Source organism: Ruegeria sp. HKCCD8929 (genome assembly GCF_013031405.1).
Classification (GTDB): Bacteria; Pseudomonadota; Alphaproteobacteria; order Rhodobacterales; family Rhodobacteraceae; genus Ruegeria.
The window spans coordinates 1-25,086 of the sequence record NZ_WPZY01000036.1 but is presented as its reverse complement, the minus strand read 5'-3'; the positions used below and the strand labels follow the sequence as shown (position 1 = coordinate 25,086).

The following is a 25,086-nucleotide window of genomic DNA, read 5'->3' as shown; positions in this document are numbered from 1 at the left end:
TTGTTTTACAATTTGCTATATCAATATGATATGAAGTTTAATCCGACACACCTCGTTGCCATCGCGGTCATACGGCGAGAAGGAAACCTTTCTAAGGCTGCTTTGGCCTTGAACACCTCGCAACCGGCGCTGTCTCGAGTAGTATCGGACCTTGAACATAGGCTCGGCATCCCTCTCTTCGACAGAAGCGAGCGCCCCTGGAAGATGACCCGGCTCGGCGATGAACTGGCACAGATTGGGCTCAATGTGGAGTCGTCTCAGGAAAGGGCCGGTCGGCTGGTCAATGAATTCCGATCAGGTCTCGGCGGCCAAATAAGGTTTGCCGGTCCACCTTTCTTCGTAGATGCGCTTGTCGCTCCTATGATCGCCCGATTTCAGAGCCACCATCCGACTATCCGGATTGAGCAAAGTTACGGCTATCCTATCGAGTTAACCAACAAGGTGCAGGGCGGTGAGTTGGACCTTGCGATGTGTCCGCTTGATCCCTTGCAGGATACGTCCGGATTGTCATTTGTCAGCGTCCTGCCAGTGCGAAACGTAATCGCCGCGCGGCATGGACACCCTCTTTTGTCACAGAAGAAAGCCATCGTTGTCTCTCAACTGGCGGATTACGCTTGGGTCGCTCCGCCAGAAAACAGCCCCCTTATCGCTGATCTCCGTTCGAGCTTGCTTAATGCCGGCTTGCAAAGCGTGACGATCGGGTATTCCGGTGCGGGGCTCGCCGGGCAAATTAATCACCTGCGGAATTCGGATTGCCTGGCCATTCTGCCCCATAGTGTCGTCTTCGAAATGCGCCATGATCAGAGCATCACAGCATTGCCGTTTTCGCTGACTGCCCCGGTGAGATCGCTTGGCCTGATGTCACGCAAAGGCCGCTTTCTGTCCCCCATTGCGGAACTTTTGAGGGACCACTTTGTCGCCGAGTTCGGAGTGATTCAGGGATTGATCGGGAGACATGAAAGAACGGTTTTGTGGGGCAATTCTGCGAGTTCACGCTGACACCGCAACGCTCGAAACGAGAAGCGTCCTATGCACGAAAATTGAAGTAGGGCATGCGCGCCGCCGTTCCGAACCTCGATCAACGAAGGTCATTCCTCATGGTGAAACACGCACACTTTTTTCATTTCATCGGCGAACAGACGCATGCGCCGATTCAGACGCCGGTCCTCTGAGTGAACCAGATAAATGCCCCAATCGGCGATACAAGTGTCCGGCAATACGCGGACAACTTCATCCGTCTCTTCTGCTTCGGCGGCGATGAAATGCGGTAAACGCGCGATGCCCATCCCGGAGCGTACCGCGTTCAGCAAAAAGAGACCGCTGTTCGAATTGAGAAAGGGTTTGAATTCAAACCGGTTCAGTTTGCCTTTGGGTGTAACAAACTCCCAGAAAGCCCGTTTTGCAGATCCAAAATAAAGCAACTGATGATCATGCAGATCACACAGGGCCTCCAACGGAGGGTGCTTGGAAAGGTATTCTGCGGATGCGAACAAGCTGTGCCTGACCGTCCCAATCCTCGTTGACGCCAGGATCGGGTCAGGTGTGCCGGTGATCCGGATAGCCAGGTCGATGTTCTCGCGCACCAGATCAACGCGCCGGTCATCGAAGTCGATGGTCAGCCGGATTTGCGGATGGCGCGTCTTGAACACGATCAGGGAAGAATTCAGAAACGAGATCCCGAATTCGCGGGGTACGCTCACCGACAGCGGCCCTTCGACGGCGGCCGAGTTGCTCAAGAAGTCGCTTTCGACCTCGTCGATTTCCTGAACAATCCGGATTGCGCGCTGGTACAGTTCGCCTCCGGCATCGGTGACAACCCATACGCCAGGCTCCCTGTCGATCAACTGCGTGCCATACCGCTCTTCCAACAGTTTCAGCCGCCTGCTTACCGCGGATTTGGCGATGCCGAGCATCTCGGCAGCACGGGCGATGCCGGCGCTGTCAACGATGGCGACAAATGCACGAAGGTCTTCAAGTTGACCCACAGCCGTTCTCCAACTTAGGCTTCAGTGGTCTATTTTTTTCATCTTGTTGCAATTTTTGCAACTCTTAAGCTCCACCTATCCGAAATCACAGGAGATCGAAATGTCGATTCTGACCAATTCCCTGAGCGCAAGCGTAATCGCGCTGGCGGTATCAGGTGCGGCGTGGGCCGAGGTGCCTGCGCTGCAATCCGCGGGCGCGCTGGCGTTTGACAATGCAAACACGCTGTTTGTCGGCGATTCCAAAGCCGGTGTCGTTCATGCCTTCGACGTGACCGGCGACATCCTTGAAGATCAGTCTGACTACGTGCTGGGCCGGGCGCAGACCTTTGAGGGTCGCACGATTATCGACAATATCGACGCAGAGATCGCGGCCATGCTGGGCGTCACCGCTAATGACGTCGTCATCAACGACATGGCGGTGCACGGCCGGACCAAACAGATCTTTCTGTCGGTTCACCGTGGTCACGGACCGGATGCTGAAGCCGTCATTCTGAAGGTGGATCACGGCACCGTGGAACTGGTCGATCTTGGCGCCGCTTCGCATAGCCAGACCAGCGTTGGCCCGGTTCCTTCGGCAGAAACGCTTGAGTTTGGCCAGATGCTGAACACGCTGGCGATCACTGACATCGACTATTACCAGGGCGAGATTTTCGTGTCTGGTGTCTCGAACGAAGAGTTCAGTTCCAAGCTGCGCCGCATTGCCTATCCGTTCGATGGAGAGGTCACATCGACCTCAATCGAGATTTGGCACGCAGTCCACGCGCAATACGAGACCCGTGCGCCAATCATCACCCAGACCATCGCCGAGTTGAACGGCGAGCCGACGTTGGTGGCGGTCTATGCCTGCACGCCCATCGTCAAGATTCCCCTGTCCGAACTGACCGATGGCGCGCAGATCCGTGGCACGATGATCGGGGAAATGGGCTTTGGTAACACGCCGATCGACATTCTTCCCTATACCAACGCCTGGGATGCCAGCAGCAATGTGATCGTGACGAACACCAACCGCAGCGCCGCGTCGATCAATCTTGAAGCGCTGGCGTCCGCCGAGGCAATGCCCCATGGGGAAGGTGTCGGGAACGTGTTCTCTGTGGCGGGCGTTCCGCAGTTCCCGCTGCCGATGAGCGGCACGCAGCATCTCGACATAGTCGACCCGATGTGGGCCGTAGCTTTGCGGGCTGACCCGGAAGATGCGCGCAATCTGCAACTGCACACCATCCCGTTGCCGTTCTTCTTTGATCGTGCTGACCACGTTGTGGAAATGAACTGGGCCAATAGCCCGGATCCGTTCGGTTACAAAGCCGCGCCGAAGCTGGAATACAACTGATGCGACGCACACGCACACTGGTGTGGCAGATATTTTCTGCCTCACTGCTCCTGCTTCCCCTCTCAGCGCAGGCCGAGACCGAGGCGAGGTATGTTGCGTTGGAGGGATCGTTAATTGTCTCTGGCCTCACGTCAGAGGACACGGCACTGCTTCTGGAAAACCCGTCGCTTTTACGGCTTCAGCATGCCGCGACACCCGAGGCTCCCGGCATGCTGGTGTCGATGACAAACGATGAGGACGGACTTCGGATTTCCCCGTATTTCGCGCTGCGTGCGGGCACAACCTATGTGGCGTCGATTGACTGGCCCGAGGCCGCCCCCTTTCACATCGAGTTCACCATTGAACGCGCAGCCGCCGCCCCGCCGTCACTGTCGGCATTCTCCCCGTCGCAATCGGTGATCCCAGCCAACACGCTGCGCTTCTACTTAACCTTCAGCGAACCGATGGCGCGCGGGCAGGTGCGCGACCGAATTGGTCTCGTTGGCGAGGACGGTCAGACAGTGCCCAACCCGTTTCTGAACCTGGAAACCGAGCTTTGGGACAATGACCAGAAGCGCCTGACCCTGATCCTTGATCCGGGCCGGATTAAGCAGGGCGTGGGGCCGAACACGCTGGCGGGTGCCCCGCTCGTGGACGGCAAGCGCTATAGGCTCGTAGTATCGGGCGAAATGCAAAGCGCAAAGGGTGCGCCATTGGGTTCAGAGCTCTCGGTTGCGTTGCGAGTCGGACCGGCAGAGCGACGCGCGATCAACCCCGATGCGTGGGACGTGATGGTACCTGCGGCGGGGACCTCCGCACCGTTCTCGTTGGCCTTCGACCGGATCATGGATGGGGGCGCTGTGCAGCGACTTTTGCGCCTGGAAGGTCCGGACGGTGATACCATCGACGGCAAGCTTCATACCGATGGCGGCGGCTGGTCGCTTACTCCGCACAGCCCATGGCAAGAGGGGATCTATCACCTCACCGTCGATCCAGAGCTGGAAGATGTCGCGGGTAATACGATCCGCGCGCCCTTTGACGCCAAACCCGGCACAATCGGTAGCAAAACTCCGCCGGTATCAATCGAAGTCGAGATGGAAGGGAACTAGCCGCTTCTGCTTCTACTGGGCGGGGTTCCATAAATTAGAACGTGAGGGGAAAAGTTTTTGGTCTTATCCGAAAATAGAGAACCGTCTAGTAGGGACGCCACCCAATACCAGACCAAAGGGCCGTGAACATGACAAGCACCCCAATCATTGCAGAAAGAAAGCCGGCCATGGTCGAACTGGAGGCAGGCAAGACCTACTTCTGGTGCGCCTGCGGTCGCTCGAAAAACCAGCCCCTTTGCGACGGATCCCACAAGGGAACCGAGTTCACCCCTGTGAAATTCACCGCTGATCAGGAAAAGCGCGCCGCGCTTTGCCAATGCAAGCACACCACCAAGGTGCCGTTTTGCGACCGCTCGCATGACAAGCTGGACTGAATCTGTCCGCCCCAAAAAATCCAAAAGGAAAGACCAATGACACAACTGCAAACCTTCGCCGCCCCAGCCGGGCGGGTTCTGATCGCTCTTATCTTCGTGATGTTCGGCCTCAACAAGATCTTCAGCTATGGCGCCACTGCGGGCTGGATGGATGCGATAGGTGTGCCCGGTGCGCTTCTGCCCGTGGTCATCCTCCTCGAAGTCCTCGGCGGCATCGCAATCATCGTCGGATGGCAGACCCGCCTGATCGCCCTGGCGCTGGCCGGCTTTTCGGTCCTGTCGGCTCTGATCTTCCACGCGAATTTCGCCGATCAGAACGAAATGGCCAATTTTATGAAAAATGTGGCGATCGCCGGCGGCTTCCTCTTCCTGGTTGCCAACGGCGCGGGAGCTTATTCGCTGGACAACCGCAAAGCCGCAGCCGCCGGATAAGATCTTGAGGCGGGCCGCCAATCCTTGTTCGGCCCGCGCCGCAATCCCCTTGGAAGGAGCAATCAACATGACCCTCAGACCCGCGATTTCGACGACCAATGCCCAGGCGACGATTGAGGGTGCCGGGGTGCATCTTCATCGCGCCTTCGGATTTCACAAACCCCGCACGCATGACCCGTTCCTGCTGTTTGACGATTTCCGCAACGATGACCCGTCCGCCTATGCGGGCGGTTTCCCCTGGCATCCGCACCGGGGCATTGAGACCATCACCTATGTGCTGGCAGGCGACGTCGAGCACAGCGACAGCCTTGGGAATGTCGGTCGGTTGGGTGCTGGCGACGTTCAGTGGATGACCGCAGGGTCCGGCATTTTGCATCAGGAAATGCCCAGCGGAAACGCCAGAGGGCAGATGCACGGCTTTCAGCTTTGGGCCAATCTTCCGGGCAGCCTTAAAATGACGGCGCCGCGCTATCAGGATGTCGAAAGCAAGGATATCCCCGAGATCACCGATGATGATGGTACCCAGGTGCGGGTCATCATTGGCGAGTTCTGGGGAAAAAGCGGTCCCGTGGACGGCATCGCGGCCGATCCGCTCTATCTCGATGTTTTCGTACCCGCCGGCATCCGCAAGAGGTTCAGGGTCGACACCTACCGCAACACCTTCGCCTATGTCTTTGCCGGCGCCGGGCGCTTCACCGATGCGTCGAACCCGCGCAGTGTGCTGCTGGAGAAAGAAGTGATGGGACAAGAACTGAACATTCGCGACCTGTCGGGCGACCGCACCCTGGTGCAATTCGGAACCGGCGGCGAGATCGAAGTTCAGGCCGGTCCCGAAGGCATCCGCTTCCTGCTGGTTGCCGGCGCACCAATTCAGGAGCCCATCGCCTGGCACGGGCCGATTGTGATGAATACACGCGAAGAGCTGATCCAGGCCTTTGACGATCTGCGAAACGACCGCTTCATCAAACCGGCCGGTTAACAGCCGGTTGTCAAGTTCAGTCGCAAAAAACCAACGGATCCAAGAGAACATGAGCACAACGAAACTTGCCGCAGGAAGCTCCTTTCCCGAGATCTTGCTTCCACTTGTCCAAGGAAGCAAAGCCACTTTGGGATCGCCCGAAGGCGGGTGCGACTGGAAGATGGTCGTGGTTTACCGCGGTAAGCACTGCCCGCGCTGCACCAAATATCTGGCGCAGTTGGATGCCTTAAAAGATCAATTCCACGATCTCTCTGTCGATGTTCTGGCCGTTTCCGGAGATCCAAAGGAGAAGGCTGAACGCCAAAACGACGGCGCGCTTGGAATTCCGGTCGCCTATGGGTTATCCGTCGAACAGATGCAGAGCCTTGGCCTCTATATCTCGCACCCTCGCTCGCCTGAAGAAACCGATCGCCCGTTCCCCGAACCCGGCCTGTTTGTGGTCAATGCCGAAGGAATGGCGCAAGTTGTCGATATCTCCAACGCCCCATTTTCGCGCCCCGACCTCGATCAGGTGCTGTCAGGGCTGAGGTTCATTCGCGACCCCGAGAACAACTACCCGGTGCGCGGCACATACGTGTAAAACAACGAGCTCGAAAAGGAAGATACGATGGGATTGCTTCAGGAAGGCCGCTGGGTCGATCAGTGGTACAACACCAGCGAGACAGGCGGACGCTTCGTTCGGCGTGCGCCACAGTTCCGCAACTGGATCACCGCAGATGGATCACCGGGCCCCAGCGGTGAAGGCGGGTACAAGGCTGAGGCCGGTCGCTATCACCTCTATGTTTCGCTGGCCTGTCCCTGGGCGCATCGGACGTTGATCTTCCGAGCCCTCAAGGGGTTGGAGGACATGATCTCGATTTCGGTCGTGCACTGGTACATGGCGGACAACGGCTGGACGTTTCAGCCGGGCGATGGCACGGCACCCGATACAGTCAACGGCGCGGATTTCCTCTATCAGGTCTACACATCTGCAAAGCCGGACTATTCCGGCCGGGTCACGGTTCCTGTCCTTTGGGACAAAAGAACCAAGACCATCGTCTCGAACGAGTCGCCCGAGATCATCCGGATGTTCAATTCGGCCTTCGACGGTGTCGGCGCCAAGCCCGGAGATTATTACCCTGCCGCCCTGCGGGCCGAGATTGATGCGCTGAACGACCGGATCTACGGCACGGTAAACAACGGCGTCTACAAGGCCGGGTTCGCAACCACTCAAGAGGCCTATGACGAGGCTGTGGTTCCGCTCTTTGAAACGCTGGACTGGCTCGATGAGCGTCTGGGAAAACAGCGTTATCTGACGGGCAACCAGATCACTGAGGCCGACTGGCGGCTCTTCACGACCTTGGTGCGCTTCGACCCGGTCTACGTGGGCCATTTCAAATGCAACATCCGCCGTATTGCCGACTACCCGAACCTGTCGGGATATGTGCGCGATCTCTACCAGGAGCCGGGCGTCGCGGAGACGGTGAACATGACCCACATCAAGCACCACTATTACGCCAGTCATGAGACGGTGAACCCGACGCGGGTTGTTCCCGCTGGCCCGCTTGTGGACTTCGCCGCCCCCCATAACCGGGATCGCTTCGCCACCCCGAAATGAGGCAGCATCGGATAGCGGGATTTCCCGCTGATGTTTTTAGCAGCCACGGGTCGAGGCGCCCTCGAAAACCGAATTGTCTGGCCAATATGACTTCAAAGGATTTGGCCTGTGAAGGAGAGATGCACATGAAACTAAGGGCCCTTGCGATTGGCGCGATCCTCGCGATCTTTTCCTGTGCGGCGGCGAGCGCAAGTGGTTCGCAAATGCGTCTGCTGGATGATCTCGATTATCCTGGAGAGGGCTACTGCATCGACGTTCCCGGCGTGGGCCAAACCGCACGCACCGACCTGCCGTTGGTTCTTCACAATTGCTTGCCCGCCCGCAACAGCGCGGACCGTTTGGCGGAAGAACGTGACGGCAGGATCTACATGCCGACCTACGACGCTTGCGTCACCGCTTTTGGCGTCATGAATGTGCTGCCGGGTGTGCCGGTCGTTTTGCGTAAATGCGGAGCCATTGAGAGTTTCCTGCCGGCGGATCGGTTTCAGAGGTTTGTGCGGACGACCGAAAACCAATTGCGCCTGGTTGGCACCGACCTTTGTCTGGCAGCAGGGCACGAGTCGGACCGAACGTTCAGTTCCGAGCATCGGTGGCGGACACTCACACTTCAGAGTTGCGCCGCAGTGCCTCTTTCCCATTCCGTGTGGAAGTGAAACGGCACCGGTATCGCGTCAACGGAAGGCGCCATGGGGGGGCCACTTCAGACCGTACAGAACAAGTCGAAAGGACAGGCTTATGACCGAGACCTTCCAGATTCGAACCAAAGATATGCCCGCTGAGATGGGAGTCCTGCTTGCGGAATACCCAAGGGACAGTTGGAACGGGCATCCCGGTTTCAAAGAGAAGACACGGCACTGGCTGGGGGCGCATCAGATGTTCCGGCGGCTGGGCGCGATCGTTCGGTCTGACGCGGAAAACTATCTGGACAAGGAACGGGACGCGCGCGACTTTGCCGGGCGGCTTTCACATTATGGTGGCATCCTCGTTGGCAACCTTCATGGCCACCACGGCTGGGAGGACTATAGCTATTTCCCAGAGCTCTCCGCCGCCGATCCGCGCTTCGATGCGGGTCTGGAGATACTGGAAAAAGATCACGAGACGCTCAATGTTGTCCTTGATGACTTCACCAAGGTTGCGAACCGAACGATCAAGCTGATCCAGCTTGATGAGGCGCAGGCGCGGGATGAGGCTGGAAGGCTGCATGGGCTCGCGGAGACCATTGAGGCCTTCCTCGACCGGCATCTGAGCGACGAGGAAGAGCTTGCCGTGCCGATCATCCTGCATCACCGTCTGCGGGGGTGAGGCAAGGCGTATGGCAGATCAAGGCATCGACATTTCGAAGGAAGAACCGCAAAAGGATGCGGGCAAACGCCGCGCCAAAGGCGAGTTTGTGCGCGGCGTCAGCGGATTCAGATCGCGGCTGGGAGATGCTGATTTTCCGCCAGAACCCGGACGCTATCATCTCTTCGTTGCCTTGAACTGTCCATGGTGCCATCGCGTAACGCTGGCGCGGAATGTGCTTGGCCTGCAGGACGCTGTTTCAATGGACGTGGCCTTTCCCAACCGCACCGGTGAGGACGACCCCGCAGGTCCAAACCGCTGGCAATTCGTTCCCGACCGGATCGCGACCCTCACCGGCGCACCTCTGCCCGAATGCACCGAGGAAACCGGAACCGGGCAGGGCCATCGGCTGGTGGAAGAAATCTATGCTGCAGAGGGCTCGCCCGAACACTCCGTACCCATCCTCTACGACAAGAAGGCAAAGCGCATCGTCAATAACGAAAGCGCCGAAATCGTTCGTATGCTGGATCGGAATTCCCGGCCTCTCGGCAGCACGATTGCGGACGACGGTCTCCCGGTTCTCTACCCTGACGAACCGGGCGTGCGCGGCGAAATCGACGAGCTGAACGCTTTAATCTATGTGACGATCAACAACGGCGCCTACAAAGCGGGTTTCTCCTCCGATCAGGCGGTGTATGCGGCGGCCTTTGCGGCCTACTTTGACACACTGTCAGAGCTGAATACCCGCCTGTCGGACGGCCGTCCATTTCTGACCGGCGAAACCTTCACAGAGGCCGATCTCCGCCTTTTCCCGACTCTCTATCGCCACGACCCGGTCTACTATATTCGCATGAAGCTGAACGGCGCGAAGATCCTGGATTACCCCCATCTCTGGCGCTGGCTCTGCCGTGTTCATGCATTGCCGGGCGTGGCGGACGGCAACTCGCTCGACCACTGCCGGCAGGGATATTTCGGCCGGAGCTGGAACAAGACCATCCCTCGCGGCCCGTTCAAGCCAATGCCGTATCCCCAGGCTTACGCTCATCCGGAACTGGCAAGATAGATTCTCTCATCCAACAGGTCGTTTGATCAGCCGGCAGTCGAGAAGATCGATCACTGCATCGCCCAATTCTGCAACCTCATCGATACGCACGGCGTTTTCGTAATGGTCGCTGACGTCGTGCTTGATGCCGATGGCAGCAAGATCTATGAGCGTTGAATCGCCAATCCAAGCGATGACTTCCCGGAGATGGCAGTCAAGAATTTGTTTGTCTTTATTGGCCTCCAAAGTTGCCTGATCGACCGGGGCACCGTCGGATATCACGATTAGCATCCTGCGGGCTTCGGTTCGTTGGAGCGCGCGTCCGGCCGCCCAAAGAAGCGCCTCTCCATCTATGTTTTCCTTCAAAATTGAGGGCTCGAGCATGGCGCAGATCGCCTGGCGCGCGGCGCAGGACATCGAGGATGGCGCCTATGTCAATCTCGGGATCGGCCTGCCGGAACTGGTGGCCCGGTTCCAGCCGGACGGTCGGCAGGCGGTGTTTCACACCGAAAACGGTGTGCTGGGATTTGGCGAGGCACCTGCGGAGGGTGAAGAGGACTGGGACCTTATCAATGCCGGAAAAAAAGCGATTACCCTGAAGCCCGGGTCGGCGTTTTTTCACCACGCCGACAGTTTCGCCATGGTCCGTGGTGGCCATCTCGATGTGGCCATCCTGGGGGCTTATCAGGTGGCGCAGAATGGGGATCTGGCCAACTGGCGTGTTGGGTCTAAAGGGGTGCCCGCGGTGGGCGGCGCGATGGATCTGGTGCATGGCGCAGGCCGCGTCGCGGTGATTACCAGCCACGTCACCAAGGACGGCAAGCCCAAGCTCGTAGAGAAATGCACATTCCCGCTGACGGGGGTTGCCTGCGTCACCCGCATCTACACTGATCTCGCTGTATTGGATGTCGAAGGCGGCAGATTTGTAGTGCGTGAAAAGCTGGCCAGCCTTTCTAAGGACGACTTGCAGTCTGTCACCGGCGCATCTCTGGAATTCGCCAGCGATCTGGCAGACCTCAGCGCACCTGAACTCTAATCGGAGAACCAAATGTCTGAGGCCTTCATCTGCGACTATATTCGCACTCCAATTGGCCGGTTTGGCGGCACGCTTGCGAGTGTCAGGCCGGACGATCTGGGTGCTGTGCCGCTGCGTGCGTTGCTTGACCGCAACGCCGGTCTTGATCCATCAAAGATCGATGAGGTGATTTTTGGCTGCGCCAACCAAGCGGGAGAAGACAACCGCAACGTTGCCCGTATGTCGCTGCTACTGGCTGGCCTGCCTGAAACCGTGCCGGGAACGACCATCAACCGGCTTTGCAGCTCCGGCATGGATGCGGTCATTACCGCGGCGCGGGCGATCAAGGCCAGTGAGGCCGATCTGGTCATTGCCGGCGGTGTCGAAAGCATGACCCGCGCACCTTTTGTGATGCCGAAAGCCACTGCCGCATTCAGCCGCGCGAATGAAGTTCACGACACCACCATTGGCTGGCGGTTTGTCAATCCCCTGATGAAGGCGCAATACGGTGTCGACTCGATGCCCGAAACCGCCGAAAACGTGGCCCAGGATTTCGATATTTCTCGTCAAGATCAGGATACCTTTGCCTTGCGCTCGCAGCAAAAAGCCGCCGCTGCCCAAGCGAATGGAAGGCTGGCGCGGGAAATCACCCCAGTCCCCGTTCCGCAAAGAAAACGGGACCCGATCGTTTTTGAGCGCGACGAACACCTGCGGGAGACCAGCCTTGAAAAGCTGGCATCACTTCGTGCGCCGTTTCGCGAGGGTGGTTCCGTGACCGCTGGCAGTGCCAGCGGCGTCAACGACGGTGCCGCCGCTCTGATTATCGCGTCAGAGGAAGCCGCGCGCGAACATGGCCTCACACCAATCGCGCGGGTGGTCGGCGGCGCGACCGTCGGTGTGGCTCCGCGCATCATGGGCTTCGGTCCGGTACCCCCTACCGAAAAGTTACTGGCGCGTATTGGCTGGTCAGTCAGCGATCTGGATGTGATCGAGCTGAACGAAGCCTTTGCCAGCCAGGGGCTTGCCACGCTTCGCCATCTTGGAATTGCCGATGACGACGCCCGCGTAAACCCGAACGGGCGCGCGATTGCACTGGGTCATCCCCTGGGCATGTCCGGCGCCCGAATAACCGGGACGGCTGCATTGGAAATGCAAGTCACCGGAGGGAAGAGAGCGCTGTCGACGATGTGTATCGGTGTCGGTCAGGGCATCGCAATCGCGCTGGAAAGGGCCTGAAGTCCGGCAAATGAAGCGCCTCACAGCGGCGCGAGAATTCCTTCGTCGATAATCTCCACCGTCTCTCCAATCCGCAGCCGCATCAGGTCACGGGCCGCGACAACCTCCTCGGTATATGATTGACTGATATCAGCCAGCATGTCGTCCAACGTCGGTGGGTCGGGCGGATAGCGGATGATGTGGGTCAGAAGGGCCAGTTTGGGCCTGACCTCGGCAAAAACCTCGCCCAATAGATCAGGGGTAATATGGTGCCCGATGATCCTTTGGATCTTCGGTGAATTGGCAAGCGCTTCCGGATTGGCGGCGGCAACCTCATGAACGAAAACGTCCGCGCCACGTGACTGATCGATCAGATTGCGGCAGTATTTTGTGTCGTGGGAATGCACGAACGAGCGGCCCTGGAAGTCCACCCGAAAACCGAATGCCGGTTTCACAAGGTCTCCGTGATCAACCTCAATCGCTGTGACCCGAACACCCTTTTGGTCAAAAACCACGCCTTCCTCATAGATGTGCGGATCAAGACGCATAGAGCCCGCAGGAATTTTTTCGTCGAGTATCCGGATTTTTAGATCCGGCTGCACCGCCCGGTTGACGCCCTCGGTGATGTCCTCAAGTCCGGGTGGTCCGTAGATCGGAAAGCTGCTCTCCCGGTGGCCCAATGGAAAAGGTACCGCAGCGGTCATAACAAGATCCAACAAACCGCTGTAGTGGTCTGAGTGATAATGCGACATGAATATCGCGTCGATTTCGCTGAGCTTGATGCCCGCCTGGATCAGGCGCGTTGTGACGCCGCGGCCAGCGTCAAAGAGCAGGGTCAATCCACCGGCTTCGATCAGTGTCGCGGTTCCGGCTCGGTTTGGGTTTGGAATCGGGATGCCGGTTCCAAGGAAAGTCACATTGATGTCGCCCATGATTTTTCCCGCTTGTTTTCTATGCATTGATCGGTGGACCAGTGCTTCTGTCTCCTGGATCTTCGAGTGCCCGGGTGTGTTTCATCCCGTCGGTGAAAGCCCGCCCCGAAATGCTCATCTTATCCTTTGCTTAGGTTTTTCAGAAGCTTGCGGTTGAGGCAGTATTCCGGTGTGTCTTCGACTTGCTCGTGTTCTGCTTGCCAGACCACGCACTCGCCGGCATTCTGGCACTGCATGCATGAGAGTGCAGCGTGGCGATACGTGCGGGCCAATTCGGGGTTCGCTTCGACGGCATCACTCCAGTTCACACCGACTTTCTCCGCCATCGAACGCATCAGTTTGAGGTGTTTTTCGGTTGTTTCGGGTGGTTTCTTCATGGGATTACCCTTTCTGTGTTTCGGGACCGTTTGGAGGTTTCCATGCGACGCAAGGAACAAGCCGTCACAGGTCGATTTCCACCACTCCGCCTGGTTCAGCCGCGCGGCTCTGGCAGAGGATGATGGAGGTTTCCCTTTGTTTCTTGGACAGGACGAAATCGCGGTGCTCGACCTCGCCTGAGACGAAACCGCATTTGCAGACGCCGCAGATTCCATCCGCGCATTTGATGTCGATGTGGATGCCGTTCTCGGTCAGGACATCCGTTGCGGCCTTGTCGGCGGGAACCGTTATTTCGCGCCCGGACCGGGCCAGCTTCAGAGTAAACTCGTGGTTCTCGTATTCCGGCAATTCCGGCACCGAGAAGTATTCCAGATGCCGTGCCTCTTCGGGGAACCCCTGACGTTCAGCCGCGTCCATGACCGAAGTCATGTAGCGTTCCGGGCCACAGGTATAGACGTGCCATCCGGGTTGGTAGCCGCTCAGCACGGAATCCAGATCGATCCGTGAGCCTTCGTCCGAGAAATGCAGGCTGACCTTTTCGGCCCACGGAAATGACTTCAGATCGTCCAGAAACCCTGCGTCCGCGCGGCGCGACGCGGAATACCGGAACTCAAACTCTACACCTTTGGCATGGCATTCGTGGGCAAAGGCGATCATCGGGGTCACACCGATACCGCCGCCCATCAGGAAGTGCTTGGTGCCATCGGCGGCCAAAGGAAAATGGTTAATGGGCTTTGAGATGAAGATCTTGCGCCCTTCGGCGAATATCCGGTGCAACAGCTTCGACCCGCCACGCCCTTCATCCTCACGCAGCACACCTATCTGGTATTTCGTCCGGTCGGCGGGATCGCCCGACATCGAATACTGCCGGAAAAACTCTGGCGCGACGACGACGTCCAGATGCGATCCGGCGGTCCACTCAGGAAGTTCGTCTCCGTCGAGCGGGTTGAATTCGTACTTGGTCACGCGGTCGCTCATCTTTTCGACTTTGGTAACCTCAACGCGGATAACCGGCGCCTCCCCGTCATTGCGGTATTCGTGTGCCAGCCCTTCGGTATCGCCCTGGTCCAGCCGCCGCTGGTACTCCTCGGCCGTAATCATTGCCTGATAGGCTTCAATCCCCTTCTCGCGATCCATCGGGAAGGGGAAGGGCCAGGGATGCGGTGCGAGATTTGCGGGGTAGACCGCCAGCGTCTGGTCCTCGTACTTCAGGCCGAGATCGGTCTGCAATTCTCGATAATTCGACGGGGTCTCCTCCTGATCGACCAGATCGAAGCCGCCTCGATCATTCACCTTCAGATCCCACCACCAGCGCTTTTGGGGGTTGATGCGCCCATGTCCCATCAAGTCGTCCGCCTTGGCCAACACGCCCGCCATCGACGGGACATTCATCGCCAGCCACCGTAGGGGACGCTCGTGCTGCAGACCTTCCATGTTCCACGGGCACGTCTTCATACAGCGCCCGCACATCGCGCCGCCCTTCTGGGTCAGCCGGTAGGTCGTGCATTTTTGGCTGTCGGATTTCCAGATTTCGTACCCGTTGAACATCAGCTTCGGCCCGGCGGTAATCGCGCCGGACGGGCATTCGCGGGCGCATTTGTTGCAAGCTTCGCAGAAGGCCTGCATGCCGAAATCCACCGGTTTGTCATGCGCCAAGGGCATATCGGTGGTGATCACGCCAGATTTCAGGCGCGGGCCGAGGAACGGGTTGACGATCACCTCGCCGATGCGGCTGACCTCGCCGAGGCCGGACAACAACAACAGCGGCGGTTGAAGCACCTCGCCATCGAGGTTGGTATGCGCCCGCGCCGAATATCCCAGGTTTCGGATCTGTTTGGCAATGACACCACCAAGCAGCGAAAAGCGCAAATAAGCGCGCATCGATTGAGTGACTGCGATCCAGTCGTCGCCGGAAGAGCCTTCGGTGGTCTCGAAACCCTGGTCCACGATCATGCTGATCGCGTTTGGATGGATTGGATTAATCGGCTCGCCGACCGCATCGTGACTGTACCAGACCCAATCCGGGCAGCGAGAGATCCCAACCGCGTCGATGCCAAGGAAATAACTTGCCGCCTTGATTCCATCGGCATTGTGCATCGCGTCGCTGGCGGATGCGTCGGTCTCGGCGGCGCTCGAACCGTCCTGCAGCAGCACAAACGCGCCCAGCGGTCGCCGGATCGCCCGGCTTATTGGCGCTTTTTGGGCGAAGTAGCCGTGGGTGGCAGCCTGTTGATTGGGTTTCCCCATATCTCCGAATTGCGACCGAGCAAACATGTCTGCTCGTTTTGGCACACGGGCGACACGAGCTTCGTCGATGAAGGTCGTTGGTTTGTCGACCCGCTTCAGCTTTTCGAACGGCTGCGCGCCATCCGCGTAGCGTCGTTTGGCATAAGGGTCGAGCGTGACAGCGTTCTTTTGCGACCCCTTGCCAAGGGTCCAGGCCAAGCCTTTTGCGGACTGGTCTGCCATCGGCGCCAATGGTCGATCCGGGGCCATTTCGAAATCTGTCGTGACAGCAACAATCCCGAAACGATCGCCGATAAAGGGGTTCACCAGAAGCCCATCGTCCACGGTGGCAAGACCGGCGGCCACGGCGAGCTTGTTGAGATCTACGTCGCTCGTTGACCCGGTGTGAGCCTTGGCGTCGAAACCCAGAACGCGCAGATACCCTGCAATAATCACCGCCGCTTCAGAGCCTAGCATGCAGGCCCTTTGCGCCTGTGCGTCAGCGATCCATTCGTATCCGGGTTCTTTCGGATCGGGGTCGCGATTGAAGTTGTAGAGGAACACAATCGCATGGCTGTGGCCTTCTATGGTGCGCGGCGGCGCGGTCATGCTTTCCTTGAGATCGGCCATGATCACATCGATTCCTGCCGCCAACGTCTTGGTTTGTTTGAACTTCAGGTCTTCGGCCAGACGGTCGATCTCGGGATTACGAATGGGCTGATTGAGCAACATGGAGGCGTCGAAACGGCACACACCGGCCATCGGTGCATCCTGAAAATAGCCGAAAGACTTCACGTGCCGCGCGCGTTCCTGTGGGTCCGAGGGTATCTGCGACTTCTCTTTGTTGATCAGACCGTCCCGTATCGCATCCAGCATCGCCTGGTATTCGCCCATGGCGTTGACCAGCGATGCGGGCGCCTCACCATGATCGAAGCTGATCGTTTTCATTTCCGGTACGTCTGACAGATCCACGCTGTCACGCCGTTTCAGCCGCTCCAGCGGGAACGGACCCAGATGGAACGGACGTTTTCGATTTGAGAACAGGGGTGTGCCCATCAGTTTCAGGCCCTTTACAGAAACGGCAGTTGGTCGCGCGTGTAGAAGAAGGCCCGGAACACCATGTTTATGTCGTAACCCATGACATTTAGACCGAAGAACGGGCTGACATATTCCCAAACGACCTCGCCTTTGGGCGTTACCTGGAAAATGCGGCCCCTGAGGCCCTCGCAGATCAGAGTGTTGCCGCCGGGCAGGCGGCGCGCGCCAGAGATTTGCGGGCTGTAGAATGCGAACGGAAAGGCGTCTTTGTAAGACCACTCGATCTCATTGGTTTTCGGGTTGATCTCGATCGCACGGGAATAAGGGAAGACGGCCATGTGATCGCGCTGGGTGCCGTTGTCGTAGACAAGGATATTGCCGTTTTCCAGCATGTGCGGGTCGTGCTGCCCACCCATTTGGGGGTCGCGGTACTTCCACAGCCACTCGCCGGTCGCTTTGTCGATTATCCCAACGGTGTGGATCGCGCGGAACGATACGATGACCCGGTCGTCGCCCAGCGGAGCGATCGTGTTTCCATGGCACCATTCCCACTGCGGCTCGCCCGCGCGATGGAAATCAACCTTCGGGTCCAGATGTTCGATGGCGCGCCATTCCCAGATCCGGTTGCCGTTCTTGTCCACCTCGACCAGCACATCGGCATACATTTCTTTCGTGCCGTCGGGTGCGGCATGTCCGCCGCCGACCTCACGCGCCAGGTCTGGAGGCACCTGTTCCAGTGACATGTAAAGAGCTCCGCCGTGAGGCATCTTGCGCTGATCGTGGTGGTGCCAGATGTCTTTGTGGCGCCACAGGATTTCTCCTGAGGGCGATACTTCCCGCACTTCACCGCCCTTGAACGCTTTCCAGATCCCGAACGCATCCCAGCTCTCATCCTCGATCTTGGCACCCATGAATAGGTTACCCTCGTCGGTCAGAGAGCCATAGATCCCGATCACACTGTCATGGGTCCACTCGTGAACTACCTCTCCATCCATGTCGATGATGAACGTTTTGTTGAGGTTGGCGAGAGGAGAGAACAGAACATATCCCTGCTCGGCCTTTGCCCGGTTGTGGCCGGTAACGCCTGTTTTCATGATCCGGGTGAGTGTGGATTGTGACAGAGATGTTTGCGTGTTCATGGGTTCGTGTGCCTGTTGCGGGTCAGCGCATTTCGCCGGTAGCAAGCCAATGGGCGCAGTCCGCGGGCAATTCCTGGGACACCACGCTCTCATACTTCGCTACGTCTTCGGCGCTCAGAACATCGCGCCAGCGGCCATTAACGCCCTTGTTGACGAAAGTCTGTGCGCCGCCGTCCCAAAAGATTCCGCCTAGCGGCGCGGCGTCCGCGGCGTTCTCCTTCATGTATTCAAAACTGCAGTGATGTAGGATGTCGTCCCACTCGTCTTCGTTAATCTCAGTTCCGATGAACGCGGCAACACGGCGGATTTCCTTAGCCATGTCGCGCTTCATCGCCTCGAAATGCAGGAAAAGCACGTTGGGCAAATTGCGGACGTTCCACCACCCACGGATGCTCTCCCAAAATGGCCACATCGGGTAACCGTCCTTGTCGAGCCAGTCATTAAAATACTGCACGACATCGCCGGTCGGTGGTTCGATCGGCGGCCCGACACGGCTTGGCGTGTCGTTCATCGCGTGATACCAGGTTTCATTGGCATGAGTGTGATGGTGGAAGAAGCTGAAAACCACGTCGCGCCCGTCCCGACCGATGTAGATATATTTTGCCTTTTTCGAGAACACCAAAGCATCAATTGGCAAATGGGTCTTCATAATCCGCCGGTGGTCTTGCGCTTCGATAGCCGGAAGCTTCACTTCTTTGGGCGGCACCCGGAGATCCACCCAGGGACTGATTTCGGCGACCTTCTTGTCGTTGTTGGCACCAAAGACCAACTGCGCACAGATCTGCTGCGTCCAGGTGGTTCCCGATTTGGCGTAAGAAGAGATGATGATGTCGTCGCCGCGAAAACTGAAATCATTCCAGATGGTTGAATCGAAATGGTGATTTTGAAATTCGCGAGTTTTCATCGGCACTATGTCGGAACTCATTCTTTCCTCCTTGGCGTTTGACGCCTTTTGCCAGGGTCAGTCTGCGCTTTTGTCGGTTGAGACGGTTTGCCCGCGTAGATTTTCCGGTGCTCGTCTCTTTCGAAATGGATCTGACGCGCCGGGCCGGTGTAGAGACGTGTGAAGTCTTCTGGCAGGTCCGTTTCTCGATGGATGCCGACGAGAATACCCTCGCGCTGGGGTTCGCCTTTTTTCTTTTCGATGTCAGCTTCGGACATGGTCACGCGTTGCGACATACGCAGCGCCCATTGGTGAAGCTGGGCATAAAGCCCATCGATCACATCCCTGTATGAGCTGTCGCCCCCCAAGTCATTGAGCTCGTCAGGATCTGCCTCAATGTCGAACAACATTGGCCTGTTACCATCGGCGGAATGCATCAACTTGTAGCGCCCATCGAAGACCATGAAGAGCCGGGCCTCGGCACTGCTAACCCCAAGTGACGCACGCATCGGCGTGGTCGAATAGTCGTATTCGCTAATGACGAATTTTCGCCAATCGTCCGGTCGCTGACCGCGCAACAAAGGCAGCAACGAGCGGCCTTCAAGCAGGTGGATGGGCACGTCGCCCCCGGCCACATCGACAAAAGTCGGAGCCAGATCGATCTGTTCGACCAAGGCGTCGCATTGCGTCCCGCGCGTGCCATCGAATTCTGGGTCAGGGTCGCTCACGATCAAGGGAACCTTTACCGAAACCTCATGGAAAAGATCCTTTTCGCCCAACCAGTGATCGCCTAGATAGTCGCCATGATCGGATGTCAGAACGACAACCGTGTCTTTGTCCCGGCCTATCTCCTCCAGATGATCGAGAACGACACCCAACTGATCGTCGCATTGTTTGATTAGCCCCATATAGGCGATGATCGCCTTGGTCCGTGCCTCGTCGTTTTGGAATGTCTTGGCGATGCGGTTGTTGAAAAAGGCTTCGTAAACCGGGTGCGCGTCCTGTCGTTCGCGGTCATCCCGAATCAAGTCCTGAATTTCGTCCGGCCCGAACATATCGTGATAGGGCGCGGGTACGATGTAGGGCCAATGCGGCTTTATGAACGAGACATGAGCACACCACGGTCCTTTTGCCTGATCAATGAATTTGATCGCTTCGCGTGTCAGCCACGGCGTTTCGCTGTCTTGCTCGGCAATGTTTGCGGGCTTGTCGGCGTTTTCAAGAAACCAGCCTGATGCGAGTTTGCCGTCGCTTACCGATCCGTTGGCGTAGATTGCCCAGGGATTTTCGGTGTCGTACCCTTTTGACTTGAGGTAACTGTTGTAGGGGCCGTCGTTCTCGCCATAGCTGCCCCAGGCCGCGTTGCCGTGCAGCCCGTCATCGCGAACCCAAGGGTCAAATCCGCATTCAGACTGACGGACCCCGATAATACTGTCTTTTGGAATGCCCAACCTGGCCATGCCTTCGTCATCGGCTTGCATGTGGGTCTTTCCAAGCAGCCAGCATTCCATGCCAAGTTTGCGCAGGTGATCGCCCAGAGTGACTTCGCCGACCCGGATGGGGAACTTGTTCCACGAGGCGCCGTGGCTGGAAACATAGCGGCCCGTATAGGTGCTCATCCGACTGGCGCCGCAAACGGGCGATTGAACGTAGGCGTTTGTGAATGACACCCCGCGCGCGGCAACACGGTCAAAATTAGGCGTTTTCAGGGTCTTGTGACCGGCGCAGCTTAGGTAATCGAACCGTAGCTGATCGTACATGATGAACAGAATGTTCTTGGCAGACTTACTCATCCCCGGTCCTTCCCGAAGCCAGACAAGGTGTTAGCCGGACCGTTTTTCGCGGTCCGGCAGGTGCCTTACTGCGATGAAAGTTCGTTCACGAGCTCCTGATAGCGGGCTAGCATCGCTGCACCATCGACGCCCATGCCATCGATCCGTCCAACCCACTTTGCGGCGAACGGTTTTCCTGCCTCCTGCAAGGCGGCATAAAACTCATCGCTCGCCTGATGGATCGAGAGAGAACCTTCCTCGACCTCCATTCCCTTAACATTGCGGCCGTCGAAGATGCCGCCGACGCGTCGAGCAAACTCCTCTCCGGACACCGATCGGATCAGTTCCTGGTCCTCAGGGCTTATCTCGGCCCATTTTTCGTCGCTGATAAAAAAGCTGAAGGTTGCTGTGAAGACCGACCGCGGTGTGCGGGTTACCGATTTCGCATAGGGCATCACATTGAATGCCACTGCCGTTTCGGGTGGGATGCCAACAAAGCCGTCAACCACACCGCGCTGGATGATCTCGGTCATCTGTGCAGCGGGGCCCGAAACCACGGACCCGCCGTTTTGCTTCAGGATTCCCGAAGTCGCACCGGGCAGGGCCCACATCTTGCGCCCAAGCGCGTCGTCCATGGAGAGGATCGGATCGTCGTTCATCGAATAGAAATTGGCGCCCGGATTCACCAACAGCGCCAGCAACTCGACCCCCTCGAATTCATCGATGTCGCGGAAAAACTCCTGATAGGTGCGCCACAAAGCCACCGAATTCACCGCTGATCTGTCAGAGCCCGTGAAAGGGTTCATGGCGACCATCGGCCCGGCCACTTCCTGAGCCATGAAGCCGTTGAACTGAAAGGCCGCATCGAACAATCCGCTGCGTACTGAGTTGATTTGTTCGGGCGGCGGCGACATGCTTTTGGGTGGAATGACCACGCGGACGCGGCCTTCCGTCACCTCATCAACGCGCTCTGCCCAGTCCTTGACCGATTCACACCAGACATGGGCAGGCGGAGTGAAGCAATTCAGCAATATACGCGTTTGTGCCGATGCACTTGTCGACATTGCCACCAGCGCGGTGGCGAATATCGCGAGTAGTTCCTTCATACTTTTCCTCCCTAGATTCCTCGCCATTGCGGCAGGCGTTTCGTTATCGAGCCATTTTCGGCAAAAACGTGGTGATCCCCGGCACAGCGATTAGCAGCAACAGGACGACCAGCATGGCGGCTACGAAGGGCAGCACGCCGCGAAAGACAGCGGAAAGTGGGACGTTCCCGACCATCGCGCTGACGACGAACACATTGATCCCGATGGGCGGTGTGATCAGCCCAAGCTCGATGACCAGAACGATGATGATTCCGAACCATATGAGATCGACGCCGGCAAGCTCGAGCGCAGGCAGGAATACTGGGACCAGCAGCAGCAGGATTCCGATCGCTTCGAACACCATCCCCATCAGCAAAGCGATTACAGTGACCATGATCACAAGGCCAAGAGGCGAAAGCCCCATATCTTCAACCCAGAACATCAGATCGAAGGGCATTCCGGTGAGCGTGATGTACTGCAGGAAAACCAGCGCTCCAAAGAGCACCATGAATAGACCAGCCGTCGCGGTAACTGTCTCAACCAGCGCGTCGCGCCATTCCGAGAGCTTCCACAGATGGCCGCGCGTCAGCGCGATCACTGCTGCTCCGGTCGCACCTACGCCAGCGGCCTCGGTTGGAGTGAAGATCTTGCCGTAGATCCCACCCAGAACCAGAACAAACAGTCCGAGGATCGGTATTATCGCAAATACCGATTTGCGTTTAGATGACTTGTCCAGCCCGCTCTCATCAAACGGTGCGACATCTGGTGACACGCGAACCCAAAGCCCGACCACGATCAGAAACGAAAGGACCAGCAACAGGCCGGGGATGATGCCTGCCAAAAACAGCAACCCGATATCCTGCTGGGTCACAAGTCCATAGATCACGAGTGGCACCGACGGCGGGATCATGATGCCGAGCGTTCCGCCTGCAGCAATCGTTCCGGTGGCCAGGGAAGGGCTGTATTCAAACTTCTGCATCGACGGCATCCCAACCTTGGTCATCGTCGCCGCGGTCGCAAGCGATGACCCGCATACGGCGGAGAACCCGGCACAGGCGACAACCGTCGAGTGGGCAAGACCACCTCGAATGCGCGACAGCCCGGCATAGGCCGCGTTGTAGAGATCGTTGGACACTTCCGATCGATGGATGAACGTGCCCATGAGAATAAAGAGCGGGATGACACTAAGGTTGTAGTTCATCGCGTCGTCCAGCACCTGCTGTCCGACCATCGTGAAACCGGCATTCCAGCCGCGCTCCAGTGCGACGCCCAAAAATCCGACCGTCAGCGACGCGAAGCCTATCCGCACCCCAAAAAAGCTGAGCGCAATGACAAAGGCAAACGCAATCAGGGCAGCTGTCATGACCGGCTCCGAACCAACCACGTTGCCTGTACGGCCGCGGCAATCAGGCAGAACAGTGTTGCCGGAACCGCAACCAGCGCGATCGGCCATTCCAGAACGATCGTCCGCTTGTCGATCTCCAGAGCGTGCAGTGCAATGCGTGCAAACTCGAAGGCGATGACCAGCAACCCGGCGCAGGAGAACAGGACGACGATCAGGTCGTGTAACCGGGGAATTCGCGCGTGAATTCGCGGCGAGAACAACTCAACCGCTATGTGCCCATTCGAGTGCGACACAAGGATCAATCCGGAAAACACCGTTCCCGCCAGCAGGAATTGGATCATCTCGGCAGCACCGAAGATTGGTGCGTTCAGCAGATATCGACCGAGCACGTCCAGAAAGGTGATGGCCATCATCAGAAACAGCAGGATAGAAACCAGCCACCTGAGGGCAGACAAAGTCCAATGGTCCGCGGAATTTGCGTCAGCCGACACGGCCATTCCTCCCAATCTTCGTGTCCCATGCCCGGAACTTTACAGGCGGTGCTTAATGTGATCCAATAATGTATCGGCACGCCACTATATCAAAAACATATGCAACTCGATCCACGGCACCTCATTCAGTTTGCGACCATTATCGAGGAGGGCAGCTTTTCGGAGGCGGCTGAAAAACTGGGAACGACGCAGCCGGCTTTGTCCAACATGGTCAAGAATCTGGAGGTGCGAACCGGATTGAAACTCCTCGCACAGAGAAGACGCCCGGTCGTTCCGACGGCCATCGGACAGGAACTGGCCGTCAAGGGACAGGGCATCCGCAGTCTGATCGACGAGGCGGATCGAGACACCGAGGATTCGAAAAAAGGAACTGTGGGAACGATCCGCGTTGGTGCCCCTTCCTTTTTCTGCGAGCATGTCCTGGCGTCTCTGATCGTCGACTTTCTCCGGCAAAGGCCCAAAACAAAGTTCGATATTCGAACAGGATACAATCTCGAACTGCACGAGATGGTGGAGCGGCGCGAAGTAGATTTGGCATTGGGGCCGGTCCAGACCGATCTTGACGGTCGCAGAATCTCAGCGATGCCTTTGGCAACGTTCGAACATGCGATTGTTTGTCGTGCTGGGCACCCAATTCTGGCGAAGCCCGAAGTTACGATATGTGATCTCGAAGAGTCGAGCTGGTTGTCCCACTCTCCCCAAAGTACGTTGTTTCAGGTCATGCAATCGGAGTTGAGCAGGCTGGGGATCACGTCCCTTGAGAATGCCTTGAAATCCAGTTCAGCCAGCGCGCTGATGCAGCTATTGCGGAACACAGATTGTATATCCGTGCTCCCCATATTCTCAGTTTTGCAGGAATTGAAAGATGGCCGCCTGGCAACGGTTGACTTCCGGCACGAACTGCCCGCTGTACCGTTCGGTCTGATAGTACAAAAGCACTTCTCGCCTACAGCATTGGAGAATAACTTCATAGAGCATGTGGCTGTGGGATTGAAAAATATCAATCGCCGGGTTTCAGCATTTTCTTCGTCGATTTGATCGCGCCATCGCCAAACCCATGGACATACCAGGGCTTCTAGGGACTTGCCAGTCCTTACAGTATTTTTGGTAGAGTTACTGCCGGTATACACCGAGAACGCGGGCAACACTGGAATAGTTGCCGGTGTGGCGCGCAGTGCGGCGCAGAAGGCCGGCACCGGCGCCCATAGAACGACCGCTATGGCGAAACCTGCTGCTCTGGAGAAAGTTTCACGCCGCATGAGCAAAGGAGCTCTGGGGAAGCATCAACTGCGTAAGCAAAAGTCCGGAAAGTCCGCACCTTCCCCCTCCACTGAACGGAACTGAATGTCCGGACTGCACCGTTCGCGCCTTGCTGCGCGCGCATAGTAAGGAAGCGTGACTAAGGCGTCTGTGGATGGCTCCTGCATTGCAAGAGATTTTTGGTGAATTCAGCGGTTTTTTT

Annotated in this window: 25 protein-coding genes; 14 read left to right on the top strand and 11 right to left on the bottom strand. The window is 57.6% G+C overall.

Annotated elements, in window-relative coordinates:
• Entirely contained in the window at window positions 1-999 is a 999-nt protein-coding gene (locus GOX53_RS25090; protein WP_171181267.1) for a LysR family transcriptional regulator, read from the top strand.
• Window positions 1,000-1,088: 89 nt separating this feature from the next.
• Here GOX53_RS25090 and GOX53_RS25085 read toward each other — a convergent pair whose 3' ends face one another.
• Window positions 1,089-1,985 carry a LysR family transcriptional regulator gene (locus GOX53_RS25085; RefSeq protein ID WP_171181265.1) on the bottom strand — a complete coding sequence of 299 codons (897 nt, stop codon included), beginning with the start codon at window positions 1,983-1,985 and terminating at the stop codon, window positions 1,089-1,091.
• Window positions 1,986-2,085: 100 nt separating this feature from the next.
• Between GOX53_RS25085 and GOX53_RS25080 the strand changes: the two genes are divergently transcribed.
• The 10 genes from GOX53_RS25080 (at window position 2,086) to GOX53_RS25035 (ending at window position 10,126) form a co-directional block, all read left to right on the top strand.
• Window positions 2,086-3,312, top strand: coding sequence for a hypothetical protein (locus GOX53_RS25080; RefSeq protein ID WP_171181264.1), 1,227 nt, complete (start codon window positions 2,086-2,088; stop codon window positions 3,310-3,312).
• Window positions 3,312-4,400: a hypothetical protein gene (locus GOX53_RS25075; protein ID WP_171181262.1), complete on the top strand. Its 1,089-nt coding sequence runs from the start codon at window positions 3,312-3,314 to the stop codon at window positions 4,398-4,400. The genes GOX53_RS25080 and GOX53_RS25075 overlap by 1 nt, the downstream gene beginning before the upstream one ends.
• A 167-nt stretch (window positions 4,401-4,567) precedes the next feature.
• Window positions 4,568-4,774 (top strand): CDGSH iron-sulfur domain-containing protein, encoded by a 207-nt coding sequence (locus GOX53_RS25070; RefSeq protein WP_254446771.1) that lies wholly within the window; start codon window positions 4,568-4,570, stop codon window positions 4,772-4,774.
• 36 nt (window positions 4,775-4,810) lie between these two features.
• Window positions 4,811-5,206 carry a DoxX family protein gene (locus GOX53_RS25065; protein ID WP_171181259.1) on the top strand — a complete coding sequence of 132 codons (396 nt, stop codon included), beginning with the start codon at window positions 4,811-4,813 and terminating at the stop codon, window positions 5,204-5,206.
• Window positions 5,207-5,273: 67 nt separating this feature from the next.
• Window positions 5,274-6,185, top strand: coding sequence for a pirin family protein (locus tag GOX53_RS25060; RefSeq protein ID WP_171181258.1), 912 nt, complete (start codon window positions 5,274-5,276; stop codon window positions 6,183-6,185).
• A complete protein-coding gene (locus GOX53_RS25055; protein WP_254446769.1) occupies window positions 6,142-6,765 on the top strand; it encodes a redoxin domain-containing protein in 624 nt (207 codons plus the stop codon). Before GOX53_RS25060 ends, GOX53_RS25055 begins: the two co-directional genes overlap by 44 nt.
• Window positions 6,766-6,792: 27 nt before the next feature.
• Complete coding sequence (locus GOX53_RS25050) at window positions 6,793-7,782, top strand: glutathione S-transferase family protein (RefSeq protein ID WP_171181257.1); 990 nt, start codon at window positions 6,793-6,795, stop codon at window positions 7,780-7,782.
• Window positions 7,783-7,985: 203 nt separating this feature from the next.
• Complete coding sequence (locus tag GOX53_RS25045) at window positions 7,986-8,435, top strand: RICIN domain-containing protein (protein WP_217351923.1); 450 nt, start codon at window positions 7,986-7,988, stop codon at window positions 8,433-8,435.
• 82 nt (window positions 8,436-8,517) lie between these two features.
• On the top strand, window positions 8,518-9,084 hold the full coding sequence (locus tag GOX53_RS25040) for a hemerythrin domain-containing protein (RefSeq protein WP_171181254.1): 567 nt from the start codon (window positions 8,518-8,520) through the stop codon (window positions 9,082-9,084).
• A 10-nt stretch (window positions 9,085-9,094) separates the two neighbouring features.
• A complete protein-coding gene (locus tag GOX53_RS25035) occupies window positions 9,095-10,126 on the top strand; it encodes a glutathione S-transferase C-terminal domain-containing protein (RefSeq protein ID WP_171181253.1) in 1,032 nt (343 codons plus the stop codon).
• Window positions 10,127-10,132: 6 nt separating this feature from the next.
• Here the strand turns inward: GOX53_RS25035 and GOX53_RS25030 are convergent, their stop codons facing one another.
• Window positions 10,133-10,489 (bottom strand): hypothetical protein, encoded by a 357-nt coding sequence (locus GOX53_RS25030; protein WP_171181252.1) that lies wholly within the window; start codon window positions 10,487-10,489, stop codon window positions 10,133-10,135.
• Between GOX53_RS25030 and GOX53_RS25025 the strand changes: the two genes are divergently transcribed.
• Together GOX53_RS25025 and pcaF are read left to right on the top strand one after the other, a co-directional pair.
• Window positions 10,488-11,141, top strand: a complete 654-nt coding sequence (locus GOX53_RS25025) for a 3-oxoacid CoA-transferase subunit B (protein WP_217351922.1) — start codon at window positions 10,488-10,490, stop codon at window positions 11,139-11,141. The genes GOX53_RS25030 and GOX53_RS25025 overlap by 2 nt on opposite strands.
• A gap of 12 nt (window positions 11,142-11,153) precedes the next feature.
• Window positions 11,154-12,356, top strand: a complete 1,203-nt coding sequence (gene pcaF / locus GOX53_RS25020; protein WP_171181250.1) for a 3-oxoadipyl-CoA thiolase — start codon at window positions 11,154-11,156, stop codon at window positions 12,354-12,356.
• A gap of 20 nt (window positions 12,357-12,376) precedes the next feature.
• Here the strand turns inward: pcaF and GOX53_RS25015 are convergent, their stop codons facing one another.
• The 9 genes from GOX53_RS25015 to GOX53_RS24975 all read right to left on the bottom strand — a co-directional run bounded on the left by GOX53_RS25015 (window position 12,377) and on the right by GOX53_RS24975 (window position 23,588).
• A complete protein-coding gene (locus tag GOX53_RS25015) occupies window positions 12,377-13,267 on the bottom strand; it encodes an MBL fold metallo-hydrolase (RefSeq protein WP_171181249.1) in 891 nt (296 codons plus the stop codon).
• Window positions 13,268-13,386: 119 nt separating this feature from the next.
• The gene (locus GOX53_RS25010) at window positions 13,387-13,644 is read right to left on the bottom strand and encodes a DUF6455 family protein (protein WP_171181248.1); all 258 of its coding nucleotides are present in this window, start codon (window positions 13,642-13,644) and stop codon (window positions 13,387-13,389) included.
• Window positions 13,645-13,708: 64 nt separating this feature from the next.
• Window positions 13,709-16,927, bottom strand: a complete 3,219-nt coding sequence (locus GOX53_RS25005; protein ID WP_171181247.1) for a reductive dehalogenase — start codon at window positions 16,925-16,927, stop codon at window positions 13,709-13,711.
• Between the two features lie 14 nt (window positions 16,928-16,941).
• Window positions 16,942-18,048 (bottom strand): aryl-sulfate sulfotransferase, encoded by a 1,107-nt coding sequence (locus GOX53_RS25000; protein WP_171181245.1) that lies wholly within the window; start codon window positions 18,046-18,048, stop codon window positions 16,942-16,944.
• Window positions 18,049-18,070: 22 nt separating this feature from the next.
• Window positions 18,071-18,973 carry a sulfotransferase domain-containing protein gene (locus tag GOX53_RS24995; protein WP_171181243.1) on the bottom strand — a complete coding sequence of 301 codons (903 nt, stop codon included), beginning with the start codon at window positions 18,971-18,973 and terminating at the stop codon, window positions 18,071-18,073.
• On the bottom strand, window positions 18,970-20,724 hold the full coding sequence (locus tag GOX53_RS24990; RefSeq protein WP_171181241.1) for a sulfatase-like hydrolase/transferase: 1,755 nt from the start codon (window positions 20,722-20,724) through the stop codon (window positions 18,970-18,972). Before GOX53_RS24990 ends, GOX53_RS24995 begins: the two co-directional genes overlap by 4 nt.
• 65 nt (window positions 20,725-20,789) lie before the next feature.
• Entirely contained in the window at window positions 20,790-21,836 is a 1,047-nt protein-coding gene (dctP, locus tag GOX53_RS24985; protein ID WP_171181240.1) for a TRAP transporter substrate-binding protein DctP, read from the bottom strand.
• Between the two features lie 16 nt (window positions 21,837-21,852).
• Window positions 21,853-23,151 (bottom strand): TRAP transporter large permease, encoded by a 1,299-nt coding sequence (locus tag GOX53_RS24980; protein WP_171181238.1) that lies wholly within the window; start codon window positions 23,149-23,151, stop codon window positions 21,853-21,855.
• Window positions 23,148-23,588 carry a TRAP transporter small permease gene (locus GOX53_RS24975; protein WP_171181237.1) on the bottom strand — a complete coding sequence of 147 codons (441 nt, stop codon included), beginning with the start codon at window positions 23,586-23,588 and terminating at the stop codon, window positions 23,148-23,150. Before GOX53_RS24975 ends, GOX53_RS24980 begins: the two co-directional genes overlap by 4 nt.
• Window positions 23,589-23,723: 135 nt before the next feature.
• On the opposite strand from GOX53_RS24975, the gene GOX53_RS24970 reads away from it, so the two are divergent.
• A complete protein-coding gene (locus tag GOX53_RS24970; RefSeq protein ID WP_171181235.1) occupies window positions 23,724-24,662 on the top strand; it encodes a LysR family transcriptional regulator in 939 nt (312 codons plus the stop codon).
• Window positions 24,663-25,086 lie beyond the last annotated feature (424 nt).